Raw genomic sequence first — 14,487 nt, forward strand, 5'->3', positions numbered from 1 at the left:
TCACGCTCTCATGACGACAGGAAGCTCACATGCACCTCCGCGCGCCGCTGGCCGCCGTCGGACTGTCCGCCGTCTCGGTCCTCCTCGCCGGGTGCTTCGCCACCGGGGCCGGGCAGACGGCCGGTCCGTCCGGAGAGCACCGGATCAAGCTGGCCATGATGCAGCCGCCGCGGTCCGGCCTGTCGCCGTTCAGCGACGACGCGTTCAAGCTGTCCCGCTGGTCCACCGCCGAGACGCTGGTGACGCTGGACGGCAACGGCGACGCCCGTCCGGGGCTCGCCACCGAGTGGCGGCGCACCTCGGACACCGCCTGGGAGTTCACCGTCCGGCCGGGGGTGAGCTTCCACGACGGCACCGTCCTGACGGCCGCGGTCGCCGTGAACACCCTCACCAGGTCGGCGAAGGCGGTGCCGAAGCCGCGCATCCTCGACGGCGTCGCACTGACCGCGGCCGTGCAGGGTGACAAACTCGTCGTCACGACGGGCACGCCGGATCCCTTGCTGCCGCAGCGCTTGTCGTCACCCCAACTGTCCATTCTGGCCGAGAGCGCGTACGCGGCGGACGGCAAGGCCACCCCGGTGGGCACCGGCAGCGGGCCGTTCCGGCTCGTGCGGGTCAACGGCACCACCAGCGCCACCCTCGACCGTTTCGACGGCTACTGGGGTGACAAGGCGAAGGCCGCGGGCATCGACGTGTCGTTCGTGCCGGACGGCACTGCGCGCGCGGCGGCGATCCGCAGCGGCGAGGCGCACATCGCCGAGGCGGTCCCGGTGTCGCAGGCCGCGCTGCTCGACGCGCAGACCATCAGCGAGGTGCCGATGCCGCGCACCAACACGCTGTACCTCAACACCAAGTCCGGACCGTTCGCGGATCCCGCGCTGCGTGCCGCGGTCCGGGAGACGATCGACCGCGGCCAGATCGTCGGCACCGTCTACGAGAACCGCGCCGACGTCGCCAAGGGACTGCTCGGGCCGGCACTGCCGTGGACGGTTCAGGCCAGGAAAGAGCTGACCGACCGCCTCACCGCCGGCCGAGCGAACGGCGCCACTATCACGCTGGCGACCTTCACCGACCGCGCCGAGCTGCCCGAGGTCGCTTCTCTTGTGCAGCAACAGCTCCAAGACGCCGGGTTCAAGGTGAACCAGGTCGTGCGCGAGTACGCCCACATCGAGCAGGACATGCTGGCGGGCAAGTTCGACGCGTTCATCCTCTCCAGGGCGACCGTCCTCGACTCCGGTGACCCCGTCGCCTACCTGAAGTCGGACTTCACCTGCGGCGGTTCGTTCAACATCGCGCGGCTGTGCGACGAGAACGTCGAGCAGGCCGTGCGCAAGGCCGAGGGCGCCGAAGCCGGCGACCAGCGTCGTGCGGCGATCCTCGAAGCCGAGGCGGCCGTGCTGCGGACCGACGCCGCCATCCCGATGCTGCACGAGCGCGTGATCCAGGGCGACGCCACGTCGGTCGCCGGCTCGGTGAAGGACCCGCGGGAACGCGCGCTCATCACCTCCGCCACGCACGTGAAGTGAGGACGGAGTCGTTGCGGGTCCTGGCTTCCCGGTGCGGTGCGCTCGCGCTGATCACCGCCGTGGTGGGACTCCTGCCCTGGCTGTCCGGGCGTGATCCGGCGCTGTCGGTCCTGCGGGCGCTGTCGGCGGAGCAGGAGCCGACACGGGAGGCCCTGGACGCGGTCCGCCGGCAGCTCGGCCTCGACGCCGGTCCCGTCAGCATGCTCACGCGCTGGGTGTCCGGGCTGCTGCGAGGCGACCTCGGCCGGTCGTGGATCAACGGCGCCGAGGTGCTGCCGAGCGTCCTGTCCGGTCTCGGCGTCTCACTCACGCTGATGGGCGCGGCGCTGGTCGTGGTGCTCGTGGTGTCCGCGGCCCTGTGCCTGCCGACCCTGCTGCGAGGCGCCCGTGGCGATGCGGCCGCGACCACCGGAGGTGCGGGCGCCGCACTGGCCGCGCTGCCCGAGTTCCTGCTGGCCGCGGTGCTGCTGGTGACCCTGTCGGTGTGGCTGGGCTGGTTTCCCCCGTACGGCTGGGACGGTCCACTTCACCTCGTGCTGCCTGCTCTCGCCCTCGGCATCCCCGGGGGCGCCGTGCTGGGCACGCTGCTCAACGACGCGATTCCGGCGGTCTTCCAGGAACCGTGGGTGGCGGTGTGGAGGTCGTGGGGGTGCACCCGCTCGGTTCTCGTCCGCGGAGTGCTCCGGCGTGCTTTGCCGCCGTTGCTGCCTCAGGCAGGGCTGGTGGTGGTCGGTCTGACCGGCGGTGCCGTGGCGGTGGAGGTGGTCTTCGCGGTGCCCGGCATCGGGCGCTCGGCGCTGGGGGCGGCCCGAGCGCAGGACGTGCCGATGCTGCAGGGAAGCGTGCTCGCACTGCTTCTGCTGGGCCTGCTGGCCGGAGCGGTCGTCGGTGTGGTCCGGCGACGCATGCTGGGGCCCGCGCTGAGGGATGCAGCGCTGTCGTTGCCCCCGCACACGCGGTGGGTGCCGAACAGACTGCACGTCGCCATTCCCCTGGGGGCCGCCGTGCTGATGGCGGTGGTGATCGGGTGGGGTCTGCTGCGGGATCCTCTGCGGATCGACGCCGCGGCCCGGCTGGCGTCACCGGCCTGGGCACATCCGCTGGGCACGGACGGACTCGGCCGCGACGTCCTGGCACGGGTCGCCCACGGCGCACCGGCGACGATCGGTGTGGCCGTCGCCGTCTGCGCCTGTTCGTACGTGCTCGCCCTGGCCATCGGCTTCCTGCCGAACGTCGCCCGCGGCCTGGCGGAGGCGGCGAACGCGGTACCGCCCGTGATCGCGGGCATCCTCGTGGCCGCGGTGCTGGGCCCCGGCACGTTCGGCGCCTCGCTGGCCGTCGCACTGGTCTCGTGGCCCCCCCTCGCCGCACACGCCGCCGCCCTGGTGGAACAAACTCGCGCGGCCACCTACGTGAAGGCCCATCGTGCGCTGGGCGCGTCACCGTCCCGGATCGAGCTGCGCCACGTGCTCCCGGCCGTCGCCGGACCCGTCGCGCGCAACGCCGTCCTGCGGCTGCCCGGCATCGCGCTGGCGCTGGCCTCACTGGGCTTCCTCGGCCTCGGAGCCCAGCCGCCCGCTCCGGAGTGGGGCCTGATGCTCGCGGAGTCACTGCCTTACATCGAACGCGCGCCGTTGGCGGCACTGAGCCCCGCGGTGATGCTGCTGCTCGTCGCCGTAGTCGCGATGTCGTTGTCCGCTCTGGCTTCCGCCCGAGCACACGATCTCCGGCGCCGTCAACCGGTTGGACGACCCACATCGTCCGGCGCGGGGCGCTGATGGTTCGGGGCCGCCTCAGCCGGACCAGCGGCTCGAACAGAAGGACAAGTCCTTTGTGGAAGTCCAGAACGGCCGTACTCGCTCTCGGCGTCACGGCCGCGGTCGTCGGGGGCGTCCCAGCCGCCCAGGCCGCGGCCACCTGGCAGGCCTTCGACAAGAACTGCGCGACCGTCATCGGCCTCGGCGGCGCGATCGCCGGTTCGGTCTGCGCGCAGGGGCAGAAGCGCGTCACCGACACCGGTTCGATCAGCGGTCACCGCGCCAGGGTCATCGTCACCCCCGCCGAGGGCCACTCGTTGCAGCCGACCACCTACACCTGGAGCTCGGACGGCACGAACCAGATCTGCCCGGGCGGCTGCGCTCCGCAGACCTCCGAGTGGACCTCGGTGTGGATTCCGGTCCAGGCCACCGCCGGCAAGCTCTGCGTCCACCGCCATGAACGCGCCTACCGGGACCACTACCAGGAGCGTGCCAAGCTGACGGTCACGCCGTCCGCCGGCAACGGGGTGGAGCCGCGGTGGGTGCGGGTCGGCATCGTCTCGGACGGCACCGACGACCACAAGACCCGCGACCTCTGCGACCCGTCCTGCACCCGGCGCACCGCCCCCTGGTCCGCCACCGTGATCCAGGCCGCCGGCAACCTCGGCAGCGACTACCAGCGCTACGCGTCCGCCCAGGTCGCCCTGCCCTCCGGAGAGGTCAGAGTGATCAAGGCATCGCTGTCGGACTGACCTCGTCACGGTTGCGGCGTCAGTCCGGCGGGCCGGTCCACCGCGGCACTCCCGGCAGGTCGAGGCCGAACTGGTCGAGCACCCGCGCGACGATGTGCGTGATGATCTCGTCGATCGAGGCCGGGCGGGTGTAGAACGCGGGCACGGGCGGCGCGATCACGGCGCCCATCCTGGTCAGCGCCAGCATGTTCTCGAGGTGGATCTCCGAGAGCGGCAGCTCGCGGGGCACCAGCACGAGCTTGCGCCGTTCCTTCAGGGTCACGTCGGCGGCGCGCGGGATCAGCCCGTCGCCGTAGCCGGTGCGCACCGCCGCGAGCGTCTTCATGCTGCACGGCACGACGATCATGCCGTCGGTGCGGAACGAACCGCTCGCGATCGCCGCGGACGCGTCGCCGGGACCGTACGAGACCGAGGCGAGCGCACGGACGTCGGCGGCCGTGAAGTCGGTTTCCATCTCCAGCGTCGCGCGGCCCCAGCGGCTGAGCACCAGGTGGCTCTCGACCTCCAGTTCCCGCAACGCTTCCAGCAACCGCACCCCGATGATCGTGCCGGTCGCGCCGGTGATCCCGACGACGAGTCTCAACGGAAGCTCCGGCAGGTCGTGGCGGACAGCTCGAACGGCGTGGTGGCGTCGATGAACGTGCGGGTCGTGCCACCGCGTCCGCCGCGCCAGTCCGCCGCCTGCGACGGATCCATCGGCAACGCGCGGAAGCCGTCGAACGTCGTGCGGTCCGTGCCGAGGTTCGAGCGGGTCGTCACGGCCCACCACAGGTCCTCGGGGTTGCGCAGGTCCACGTCGGGGTCGGTGAACACGACCAGCTTGACGAACCGGTGCTGCCCGAAGATCCGCCGGGCGATGTGCGCGAGCCGTTCGTCCGAAGTGGACGACGTCTTGCGGATCGCGACGGCGAGCGTGAGCATGCCGCCGCCCGCCGGGGTGAAGTGCAGGTCGTCGATCAGCCGCCAGTCGTCGTCGGTGCCCGACAGCGCGACCGACAGCGCGCCGGCGAGACCGAGGATCACCGACTGCTCGCGGCCGGGCCCGATCACCGCCTGGTAGGCCGGGGCGCGCCGGGTGGTCACGGCGGTCACGGTGATCACCGGCAGACCGGCCCGCGACTCGCCGTCGTAGCCGAGGAACTCGGGCAACGACACCGGTGGCGGCTCGTCGGCGAGCGTGCCGTCGAGGTAGCCCTCCAGCACGATCTCCGAGTCCGCGAGCACCCGCACCGGCTGGGTGACGCCGTCGGCGACCCTGATCGGGGCACCGGCCAGCGCGCCCGCCATCTCCAGCTTGGTCGCACCGGCCGGAAGCACGGCACTCGACAACGCCGAGGCCACCAGCGCGGCCGGGGGAACACCGATGTTGATCGACACCGGCAGCCGTTCCGACTGCTGGTACAACGCCAGGAGCTGACGGCCGGGCACCATCCAGATGGCGAGCCGGGAGTCGTCGAGCACGAGCATCCGGTGCACGGACAGCGCTTCGCCCGCGTGCACCAGGCCCATCGTCAGGAACGGTCCGGCGTCGCGCGGCGTGGCGCGCAGCACCGGCAGGTTCGCCAGCGCCGAGACCTTCTGCTGACACGGGACCGAGGTCACGTGTTCGGGTGCGACCCTGCCGGAAGTCAGTTTGGCCACCGCGTCCACTGTGGACCGTTCGGGCAGACCGGGCAGCCACGAACGCACCCGGTCCTCGTTGCCGTACATGCCCAGCAGCACCGGGATGCGGTGGCCGGTGGCGGTGTAGCGCACGGTGGGTTCGGCGCGGCTCAGCGAGGTCGCGGGCACACCCGCGTACCGGGCCGCGAAGTCGGCGGCGATCCGGTCCGCCGGAAGCGCGACGTCGTGGGTGAGCACGGACTCACCCACCGCGTCGCGCAGCGAGAGCGCCTTCATGCCGCCGCCCTGGCGTGCGAGAACCGGTCGAACCAGGCGCGCGGACTGCTCGCCCGCAGCAGCCCGGTCCCGACCAGCAGAGCGGCGAACCCCGCGTCGACCAGCCGGGCGCCGGTCTCGGGCGTGTCGATGCCGCTAGCGCTGACCGCGCAGGGCGTGCCGGAAGCGAGCACCGCGGGCAGCAGGCCGAGCCCCCGGTCGAGGTCGGCTGAGCCGCGTTCGCGGTCCTTGATGTCCTTGTTGTTCACCGCGATCACGCACTCCGAGGCGTCGGCCGGGAGCTCGCCGGCGCCGGTCACCTCGACGAACGGGGTCAGGCCGAGTGCCAGCGCCCGGTCGACCACCCTGGGGAGCGTGGTCGCCGGGAGCAGCGCCGCGGTGAGCAGGACAGCGGACGCGCCCAGCTTCCTGGCCTGGTGCAGCTGCGCCTGCGAGGTGATGAAGTCCTTCTGCAGCAACGGCACGTCGATGAGCGACGCCACCTCGCGCAGCAACTCGGCGTTGCCGCCGAACCACCGGCCGGTCACCACCGACACGCACGCCGCGCCCGCCTCGCGGTAGGCGCTGACGACCTCGGCCACCGAACGTCCGCCGAGCAGGTCCGTGCCGGCCGCGTCCCGCAGCTTCACCTCCGCGATCACCGGCACCCGTGCTCCGGTGATCGCGTCCACAAATGCGCTCATGTGTCCTGTCCTGTGCTCACGCGGCCACTCGTTCCGTCCAGTTGCGCCGCAGCGCGGACACCTTCGCCGCGTCGAACGCCCCGAGGGCGTCACGGGCACCGGTGTCCACGTCCACCCCGCGGAACAGCGGATGGGCGGCGACCGCGGCGAACGCATCCGCGTTGGCCGCGGTGATCCCGCCGGCCAGCAGGAACGGCACGCTCACCGCGTCCACCAGGTCCAGCACCGTCGCGGGCGGGAGCGACCGGGCGGTGCTGCCGATCCGCCCGTCCGCACCGACCGCGTCGACGAGGAACGAGTCGACCCCGGCCCGTTCGTACGCCCGGATCAACGGCCGCTCCGGGCAGGACGACCCGCTCACGTGCAGCACCTTGATCACGTGCACGTCGAGCTGCTTCAACGCCCGCACGGTGCCCGGCGGCTGGTAGCCGTGCAGCTGCACGACCCGGATGCCGGACACCGCCAGCACGTCCCGCACGTCCGCGGCCAGCGTCACCAGCACCGGCGTGATCAGGTGCGCCGCCGCGGCGAGCGACGTGAGCCTGCCGAGGGTGAGGTCGGCGTGGCCACCGGGAACCCCGTGCCACAGTCCCACCAGGTCGGCACCCGCCGCGGCGAGCAACCCGAGGTCCGCCGTGCTGGTCGCACCGCAGACCTTCAGCTCAGGCATCGGCCAGCGCGGGCACGGTGGGCAGCGCGGCGAGGGCCGCGTCGAGCCCTGCCTGCGAGTACGCCTCGTCCCGCAGCGCGCCGGTCAGGTGCGCCTCGTAGGCGGACAGGTCGAAGTGGCCGTGTCCCGACAGCCCGAACAGGATCGCCTCGGAACGACCCTCCTCCTTGCAGCGCAACGCCTCCGAGATCGCGACCGAGATCGCGTGCGTCGACTCCGGCGCGGGCACGATGCCCTCGGTCCGCGCGAACTGGATGCCCGCGGCGAAGCACTTCGTCTGCTCGACCGCGACGGCCTCCAGCAGGTCCGCCTCCAGCGCCGCGCTCACCAGCGGCGCCATGCCGTGGTAGCGCAGGCCTCCCGCGTGGAACGACGGCGGCACGAACGTGTGGCCCAGCGTGTGCATCTGCAGCAACGGGGTCAGGCCCGCGGTGTCACCGAAGTCGTAGGCGAGCTTGCCGCGGGTCAGCGTCGGGCACGCCGCGGGCTCGGCCGCCACCACGCGCACAGGCTGGCCGCCCCGCAGCCGCTCACCGATGAACGGGAAGGTGAGGCCGCCGAGGTTGCTGCCGCCGCCCGCGCAGCCGATCACCACGTCGGGGTAGTCGTCAGCCAGCTTGAACTGCGCCAGCGCCTCCTGGCCGATCACGCTCTGGTGCAGCAGCACGTGGTTGAGCACGCTGCCGCCCGCGTAGTTGGTCTCGGGGTCGTTCATGGCGACCTCGAGCGCCTCGGACGTGGCGATGCCGAGGCTGCCCGCGCAGTCCGGGTCGTCGGCGAGGATCTTCCGGCCGGCCTCGGTCTCGGTGCTCGGCGACGCCACGCACCGCGCGCCGTAGGTCTCCATCAGCAGCCGGCGGTAGGGCTTCTGGTGGAAGCTGACCTTGACCATGTAGACCTGCACCTGCAGGTCGAAGAGCGCGCCCGCCAGCGACAGCGACGAGCCCCACTGACCGGCGCCGGTCTCGGTGGCGAGCTTGCGGATGCCCGCCTCGTGGTTGTAGAACGCCTGCGCGATCGCGGTGTTCGGCTTGTGGCTGCCCGCAGGACTGCCGCCCTCGTACTTGTAGTAGATCCGCGCGGGCGTGTCCAAAGCGCGCTCCAGCCGGCGAGCGCGGAACAACGGCGCCGGCCGCCACTGCGCGTAGATCTGCCGCACCGGCTCGGGGATCTCGATCTCCCGCTCGCGGCTCAGCTCCTGCTCGGCCACCGTCGCCGGCATGATCGGGGTGAGGTCGTCGACGGTGATCGGCGCCCCGGTTCCCGGATGCAGCAACGGCGGCAGGCCGGGCAGGTCGGCGGCCAGGTTGTACCAGGTGGTCGGGATGTCCTTCTCGTCGAGCAGGTACTTGATCTGGTCGGTCATCTCACGTCTCCAGTGTGTGCGTCGGCGAGCAGGGATCCCGCGGCGAACCGGTCGTCGGCGTCGAACAGCCGCGGGTGTGCGGTGCGCAGGCCGTCCAGCACGAGGTCGTGGGGCAGGTCGTCGAACTCGCCGTGCACGTGCAGGAACTCCATGTGCTCACGGCCACGCGAGTCGAACGGGTGGTAGAGGCTGTCGGCCGTGCCGTCGAAGTCCAGCGGCGTGATGCCGTAGAGACGGCACAGCATCTTGTTGAACACAGGGGTGGCGCGCACCCACTTCTGTCCGTTGTGGACGGATGTGAGGCAGTGGAACCGGAACACGTCGCCGCCGACGAGCTCCCGCAGCCGTGGCGAGGCCAGGTGGTTGCGGACGTCGGTGAGCACGAGCCGGGCCGGTACGCCGATCGACCGCAGCGCGGCGGCGTACACGATCGACTTGTGGATGCACATGCCCGATCCGCCCCGCAGCACCGCGCTCGCGCGCAGGCCCTCGCGGGACAGGTCGGCGCCGTACACCTCGTACCTGATCTTGTCCCGGACCGCGTAGTAGAGGGCGACGGCCTGCGCCATCGGTGAATTGGCAGTCGACTCAGGAATGGCGGACACCGTGCGCGCCACGAAGGCCCGCACCTCGTCCGAGTCGTGATCGATGAACTCCACGGTGTTCCTACTTCAGGCCGAGCATCGCGGCGATGCGGTTGCGTTGGATCTCGGAGGTGCCCGAGTAGATCGTTCCGGCGACGGCGTTGCGGAGGTCCTTCTCCAGGCCGTACTCCGCCATGTAGCCGTTGCCGCCGAAGATCTGCACCGCGGCCATGGCGGACGCGACGTTCTGCTCGCTCGCGATGAGCTTCGTGATCGCCATGTCGGTCGTGACGCTCTCGCCGCGAGTGACCTTGACCGCCGTGTCGTACAACCACTTCCTGGTCGTCTCGACGCCGATCTTCATGTCCGCGACGCGATGCGAGACGGCCTGGTAGGAACCGATCGGCGAGCCGAAGGCGGTGCGTTCACCCGCGTAACCGACGCACCGTTGCAGCCGGTGTTCCATCTCACCGAGGTTGATCACGAACGAGCAGAGGATCTCCCACTTCATCACGAAGTCGAGCACCAGGAAGCCGCCGCCGGCGCGACCGACCACGTTGGTCGCGGGAATCCGGCACTCGTCGAAGTACAGCTCGGCCAGTGGCGCCGTCCGCAGCCCCATCTTGGGGATCGGGTTGCCGACGGCGAACCCCGGCGTGCCGCGTTCGACGAGGAACGCGGTCGTGCCGAGCGGTCCGCCGTCGGGGTGCGTGCGGGCGTACACCACGAAGAGGTCGGCCACAGGCCCGTTGCTGACGAAGGTCTTGCTGCCCGTCAGCACGAAGTCGTCGCCGTCGCGGACGGCCCGGGTGCTCATGGCGAGAGCGTCCGAGCCGCCGCCGGGTTCGGTGATCGCGTGGGCGCCGATCCTCGTCCCGTCGCAGACCGCGGGCAGGTAGCGGTCCTTGAGCAACGCGGAACCGAAGCGCTGCAACGGGATGCCGGTGCTGACCATGTGCGTGGAGATGGCGAAGTTGAGTCCGCCGTCCCGGCAGCCGTGCCCGAGTGCCTCCAGCAGGTACATGGTGGTGAGCAGGTCCTGCCCGAGCCCACCCCACTGCTCGCCGAAGGGCAGCCGCAGAATGCCGCATTCCCGCACGAGGTCCCACTTCTCGTGCGAGAAGCCGCCTTCGGCGTCCCGCTCGACGTGGTTCTCGCTGAGCCTCGCGGACCACGCCGCGAGGCCGGCCCGCAGCGCGAGCTGGTCGGAGTTCCAGTTGATCACGAACCCGCTCCGGTCAGTAGTGGGAGAACTCGGCGGAATCGAGGCTGTGCCGCTCGTTCCCGCGCAACGCGGGGGAGAAGACGCACACCAGCCTGAGATCCGTGTCCGGTGCGGCGACGAGGAAGTGCGGGTCGTTGTGGTCGAGCGCGTAGAGCGTGCCCGGCTCGATCGGATGCGCGACCCCGTCGAGGTCGATGACCTCGCCCCGTCCCTCGATGCAGTAGCAGGCTTCCAGGTGGTTGCGGTACTCCAGACGGGACTTCGTGCCGGCGCGGACGATCGTGTCCGTCACGGTGTAGCCCATGTTGTCGGAGTTCAGCAGGAACCGCCTGCTCAGCCCGTTGCCCCAATCCACCGACGGGACGTCGTCGATCTTTCGGATGATCATTTCCACTCCTTGTCTTCAGTGCTTCCGCTGGTGGTGGGCACAAGGGGAAGTGCGAGTGAGCGGACGAAGCCCGCGAGGTTCTCGACGGGATCGCCCGTCTCGACCTGTTCGACGGTCGCGCTGCCGATCACGACGGCGTCGGCACCCGCGGTGTGCAGGGCGACGACGTCGGCACGCGTGCGGGCGCCGAACCCGACCGCGATCGGCGCGGACGTCTCGGTCCGCAGCCGGCTGATCGGATCGGCGAGCGCGGCGAAACCGCCGGGCGGGCGTGCGCCGCTGCGGCCGTAGTGCGCGACCAGGTAGAGATAGGCCGACGCGTGCGCTGCGGAGTGCCGCCGCGTGTCGTCGGGGGAGTTCGGGTAGCACGTGGTGACCAGCGGCAGTCCGCGGTGGGCCGCGGCCGTGTAATAGTCCTCGCGCAGCCGGGGCGGGAGGCCGTGCAACAACAGGGCGTCCGCCGCCGAGTCCGCGATCCTGGCGACGAAGTCGGCGATGGGCGCGGGCTTGACGGTGTGGCTCCAGTCCGCCAGCAACGCGATCTTGGTGTGTCGCAGGCCGGGCACCACGCCGGAGAGGAAGTCGAGCACCGCGGGCAGGTCCACGCCCCTGGCGAGGGCGCGATCCGCGGAGCGGCGCACCGTCGGGCCGTCGGTGAACGAGTTCGGGAACGGCACCGCGAGCTCCAGGCAGTCCACCCGGTGCTCGTCGAGCATCGTGACGACGTCGCGCAGCGCGGGCAGCGGCGGATCGCCCGCGTTGAGGAACAGCGCCAGACCCGGTGCGCGGCCGAAGAACCCGGAAGTGAGCTCAGCCATGAGCCACCACTCGTCGCATTCGTTCGGCCAACGCCCGCGGGGCGCCGTCGGCGACGGCGGCGCGGGCCGTCCGGAACCCGGCCGGGAGATCGGGTGCGTGTCCCGCGGCCACGGCGAGCGCGGCGGCGTTCAGGCACACCGTGTCCACCGCGGCCGCCGGGCCCCGGCCGGCCAGCAGGTCCAGGAAGTGCTCGACGACGTCGTCCTCCGCCGGTGCGGCCAGCTGGGCCAGGTCGCCGTCGCCGACCGGCTGGACCTGGAGGTCCAGGGCCCCGTGCACCGAGTTCGCCGTGAAGCTGATCAGCTCGTCGGCGCCGAGGTCGTTGGCGCACAACCAGATCCGCTTCTCGGGTCGTGCCGCCGCCAGTGCCCGCAGCGCCGGCAGGTGCGTCGCGTCGGACACGCCGGTGAGCTGGGCGGACACCGGGAGGTCGGCCAGGAACGGCCCGACCGTGTTGATCCAGCGCCCGATCGTGCGCAGGTCGAGCGGCAGCACGGTGCGCGCGAGCCTGGTCAGTTCGGTGGGGTAGACGAAGTAGCCGGCGAACGCGATGCCGAACCGGTCCAGCAGGTGGCCGGTCTCCTCGTAGGACCGGGTGAGGCCGATGCCGAGCCGGTCCAGGAGGTCGATGGACCCGACCCCGCCGGAACTGGCGCGGGAGCCGGTCTTCACCACCCGCACGCCCATCGCGGTGGCGACGAACGCGGCGGCGGTCGAGATGTTCGCGGTGCGGGGCCCGCCGCCGGTGCCGACGATGTTCACCCCGGCGGGAAACACGTGGCCGTGCGCCGGTCTGCGTTCGTGCAGCGATCCGACGACCGTGGTGACGGCGGCGGGGTCCGGCATGGTGGTGGACATCGCGGCGAGCACCGCGGCCGCCTCCGCGCGGTCGACCCGCCGTTCGTGCAGCCGGTCCCAGAACGACCGGCACATCGGGAGCTCGACGGGGCGGCGGCGGTTGACCAGCGCGTCGAGCAGGTCGTGGGTCATCTGTCCGCTGCCCGCTGTGCTCCGGCCGGCTGCTTCACCTGGTTGACGAACGCGTTGATCGCGGCGATCGTGCGGAAGCTGTCGGGCTCGAGGTCGATGTCGTCCACCGCGAGCTCGAAGCGGTCCTCCAGCCAGGCGATGACCTTCAGCAGGCCGAGGCTGTCGATGACACCACCGGCGAGCAGGTCGTAGTCGGCCGCGAGGTCCTCTGCCGAGATGTCGGGCACGAACTCCTCGACGATGAACTTCGTGATCTCTCGGGTGTGGTCCATGTCCTTGTTCCCCTTGGTGTTCCTGCGGACGAGCAGTTGCCGGTCCGGCTTGCCCGTCGACGTCCTCGGCAACGGTTCGGCGGTGATGCGGATGGTGGACGGGATGGAGGTGGCTGCCAGCCGTTCGGCGCAGAACTGGCGCAGCACCAGGGTGTTCAGCCCGGACGACGGTGCCCGGCGCAGTTCGGCGTGCAGCAGGTGCCCGGCGAGCGGGTCCGGCACGGCGACCACCGCGGCCTCGGTGATCTCGGGGTGCTCCTGGAGCACCCGTTCGACCTCCTGGACGTTGGTGCGCACTCCCCGGATCTTCACCTGGAAGTCGTTGCGGCCCAGCAGGGTCAGCGCGCCGTCGGCGCCGGCCCGGACGAGGTCGCCGGTCCGGTAGAAGCCGTCGGCGGTGAACCGGTCCGCGTCGAGCGCGGAATCGAGGTAGCCGGTGGTCTGGAAGGGGGTCCGCACCTCCAGCTCGCCGGTGCCCTGCCCGTGCAGCGGCCCGTCCTCGGTGACGACCCTGATCTCCACGCCCGGCAGCGGTGTGCCGAGCGGGATCTGACCGGTGGGCAGCCGGGCCGGGTCGAGCTCGTGCACGAGGCTGTCGTTGGTCTCGGTGCAGCCGTAGAGGTTGTGGATGCGGGCGTTCGGGAACAGCGCGGGCAACCGGGCCAGGGTGCGCGCCGCGATCGTGTCGCCGGTGATGATCACCTGGCGGACGTGCGGCTGCGGCGGTCCGCCGGCCAGCAGCTCGAACAGCATCGGCACGGCCTGCACGACCTGGACCTCGTTGTCCCGCAGGAGATCGGCGAGATGTGCCGCGTCGGTGCCGCGGGCGGGGTCGACCAGCACGACCGTGCCGCCGTGCTTGAGGGTCGCCCAGATGTCGAGCAGGCAGAGGTCGAAGTTCAGCGGGCTGTAGTTCAGCACCACTCCGGTGAGCCCGAAGTGCGCCGCCGCCCAGTCGGTGAACCGGTCCACCGCGCCCTCGGTGAGCGGCACGACCTTGGGCCTGCCGGTCGAGCCGGACGTGGTCAGCATGAACGTCACGCGGTCCGGGTCGGGCCTGAACGTGTTGACGCCTCCCTGACCCTGCCACTGAGCGTCCACTTCGGACAGAACCGTCGTGCAGCCGCTCGCGGTGAACAGCTCGGCGAGAGTCTGTTCGGCGAGGGTCGCCGAGGGAAGCAGGAACCGTCGCTGCGCCAGCAGGCAGCCGAGCACGAGTGCGACCGACTCCGGGCTCTTCGGCGCCCGCAGGCCGAGCGGTGTGCCGTCGTCCGGCAGGCACGCGATCCTGGCCTGGGCCCGGCGGGCGCCGAGGTACAGCTCGCGGTAACTGACGGTGCGGTCGCGCCAGACGAGTGCCGGTGCGTCCGGCTGCTCGTGCGCGATGTTCACGAAATTGTCTGCCATCGACTGCAAGAAAATTACACCCCTGGTTTTTCGGGCAGCCTGGCCAGGCCCGTCCCCGGTGATTGGGAATGTGGCTGCCGTGCCGACGCAATCCAATTTTCAACTACTGGTCGTTCGCGACCGAGTCCCCCCTCGGGCTGCGGCGACAC

14 protein-coding genes are annotated in these 14,487 nt (G+C 71.2%); 3 read left to right on the forward strand and 11 right to left on the reverse strand.

Annotated elements, in window-relative coordinates; all coding sequences use genetic code 11:
• The first annotated feature begins 29 nt into the window (after positions 1-29).
• The 3 genes from AB0M48_RS24880 to AB0M48_RS24890 are packed head-to-tail and all read left to right on the forward strand — an operon-like array spanning position 30 to position 4,035.
• Positions 30-1,526: an ABC transporter substrate-binding protein gene (locus AB0M48_RS24880; protein WP_363846225.1), complete on the forward strand. Its 1,497-nt coding sequence runs from the start codon at positions 30-32 to the stop codon at positions 1,524-1,526.
• Positions 1,523-3,304: an ABC transporter permease subunit gene (locus AB0M48_RS24885; protein WP_363846227.1), complete on the forward strand. Its 1,782-nt coding sequence runs from the start codon at positions 1,523-1,525 to the stop codon at positions 3,302-3,304. Before AB0M48_RS24880 ends, AB0M48_RS24885 begins: the two co-directional genes overlap by 4 nt.
• Before the next feature lie 53 nt (positions 3,305-3,357).
• Positions 3,358-4,035, forward strand: coding sequence for a hypothetical protein (locus tag AB0M48_RS24890; RefSeq protein WP_363846229.1), 678 nt, complete (start codon positions 3,358-3,360; stop codon positions 4,033-4,035).
• A gap of 19 nt (positions 4,036-4,054) precedes the next feature.
• On the opposite strand, the gene AB0M48_RS24895 is transcribed toward AB0M48_RS24890, so the two are convergent.
• Genes AB0M48_RS24895 through AB0M48_RS24945 form a run of 11 tightly spaced genes read right to left on the reverse strand, consistent with a single transcriptional unit; the run spans position 4,055 to position 14,338 of the window.
• A complete protein-coding gene (locus tag AB0M48_RS24895; protein WP_319984580.1) occupies positions 4,055-4,618 on the reverse strand; it encodes a UbiX family flavin prenyltransferase in 564 nt (187 codons plus the stop codon).
• A complete protein-coding gene (locus AB0M48_RS24900) occupies positions 4,615-5,934 on the reverse strand; it encodes a UbiD family decarboxylase (RefSeq protein WP_363846232.1) in 1,320 nt (439 codons plus the stop codon). Before AB0M48_RS24900 ends, AB0M48_RS24895 begins: the two co-directional genes overlap by 4 nt.
• Positions 5,931-6,617 (reverse strand): hypothetical protein, encoded by a 687-nt coding sequence (locus AB0M48_RS24905; protein WP_363846234.1) that lies wholly within the window; start codon positions 6,615-6,617, stop codon positions 5,931-5,933. The genes AB0M48_RS24900 and AB0M48_RS24905 overlap by 4 nt, the downstream gene beginning before the upstream one ends.
• Positions 6,618-6,633: 16 nt before the next feature.
• Positions 6,634-7,287 (reverse strand): hypothetical protein, encoded by a 654-nt coding sequence (locus AB0M48_RS24910; protein WP_363846236.1) that lies wholly within the window; start codon positions 7,285-7,287, stop codon positions 6,634-6,636.
• A complete protein-coding gene (locus AB0M48_RS24915; protein ID WP_363846238.1) occupies positions 7,280-8,653 on the reverse strand; it encodes a TrpB-like pyridoxal phosphate-dependent enzyme in 1,374 nt (457 codons plus the stop codon). Before AB0M48_RS24915 ends, AB0M48_RS24910 begins: the two co-directional genes overlap by 8 nt.
• Positions 8,650-9,312 carry a transglutaminase-like domain-containing protein gene (locus tag AB0M48_RS24920; protein ID WP_363846240.1) on the reverse strand — a complete coding sequence of 221 codons (663 nt, stop codon included), beginning with the start codon at positions 9,310-9,312 and terminating at the stop codon, positions 8,650-8,652. The genes AB0M48_RS24915 and AB0M48_RS24920 overlap by 4 nt, the downstream gene beginning before the upstream one ends.
• Positions 9,313-9,319: 7 nt before the next feature.
• Positions 9,320-10,462 carry an acyl-CoA dehydrogenase family protein gene (locus tag AB0M48_RS24925; protein ID WP_363846242.1) on the reverse strand — a complete coding sequence of 381 codons (1,143 nt, stop codon included), beginning with the start codon at positions 10,460-10,462 and terminating at the stop codon, positions 9,320-9,322.
• A gap of 13 nt (positions 10,463-10,475) precedes the next feature.
• Positions 10,476-10,850, reverse strand: coding sequence for an ectoine synthase (locus AB0M48_RS24930; protein WP_319984573.1), 375 nt, complete (start codon positions 10,848-10,850; stop codon positions 10,476-10,478).
• The gene (gene trpA, locus AB0M48_RS24935) at positions 10,847-11,668 is read right to left on the reverse strand and encodes a tryptophan synthase subunit alpha (RefSeq protein ID WP_363846245.1); all 822 of its coding nucleotides are present in this window, start codon (positions 11,666-11,668) and stop codon (positions 10,847-10,849) included. The genes AB0M48_RS24930 and trpA overlap by 4 nt, the downstream gene beginning before the upstream one ends.
• Positions 11,661-12,659: a hypothetical protein gene (locus AB0M48_RS24940; protein WP_363846247.1), complete on the reverse strand. Its 999-nt coding sequence runs from the start codon at positions 12,657-12,659 to the stop codon at positions 11,661-11,663. Before AB0M48_RS24940 ends, trpA begins: the two co-directional genes overlap by 8 nt.
• Entirely contained in the window at positions 12,656-14,338 is a 1,683-nt protein-coding gene (locus tag AB0M48_RS24945; protein ID WP_363846250.1) for an AMP-binding protein, read from the reverse strand. Before AB0M48_RS24945 ends, AB0M48_RS24940 begins: the two co-directional genes overlap by 4 nt.
• Between the last annotated feature and the right edge of the window lie 149 nt (positions 14,339-14,487).

Source organism: Lentzea sp. NPDC051208, from assembly GCF_040682435.1.
GTDB classification, from domain to species: domain Bacteria; phylum Actinomycetota; class Actinomycetes; order Mycobacteriales; family Pseudonocardiaceae; genus Lentzea; species Lentzea kristufekii.

Coding starts and splice junctions, on each gene's coding strand:
- AB0M48_RS24880 (WP_363846225.1), top strand. CDS start 30: ATGCACCTCCGCGCGCCGCTGGCCGCCGTCGGACTGTCCGCCGTCTCG.
- AB0M48_RS24900 (WP_363846232.1), bottom strand. CDS start 5,934: ATGAAGGCGCTCTCGCTGCGCGACGCGGTGGGTGAGTCCGTGCTCACC.
- AB0M48_RS24905 (WP_363846234.1), bottom strand. CDS start 6,617: ATGAGCGCATTTGTGGACGCGATCACCGGAGCACGGGTGCCGGTGATC.
- AB0M48_RS24910 (WP_363846236.1), bottom strand. CDS start 7,287: ATGCCTGAGCTGAAGGTCTGCGGTGCGACCAGCACGGCGGACCTCGGG.
- AB0M48_RS24915 (WP_363846238.1), bottom strand. CDS start 8,653: ATGACCGACCAGATCAAGTACCTGCTCGACGAGAAGGACATCCCGACC.
- AB0M48_RS24930 (WP_319984573.1), bottom strand. CDS start 10,850: ATGATCATCCGAAAGATCGACGACGTCCCGTCGGTGGATTGGGGCAAC.
- trpA (WP_363846245.1), bottom strand. CDS start 11,668: ATGGCTGAGCTCACTTCCGGGTTCTTCGGCCGCGCACCGGGTCTGGCG.
- AB0M48_RS24940 (WP_363846247.1), bottom strand. CDS start 12,659: ATGACCCACGACCTGCTCGACGCGCTGGTCAACCGCCGCCGCCCCGTC.
- AB0M48_RS24945 (WP_363846250.1), bottom strand. CDS start 14,338: ATGGCAGACAATTTCGTGAACATCGCGCACGAGCAGCCGGACGCACCG.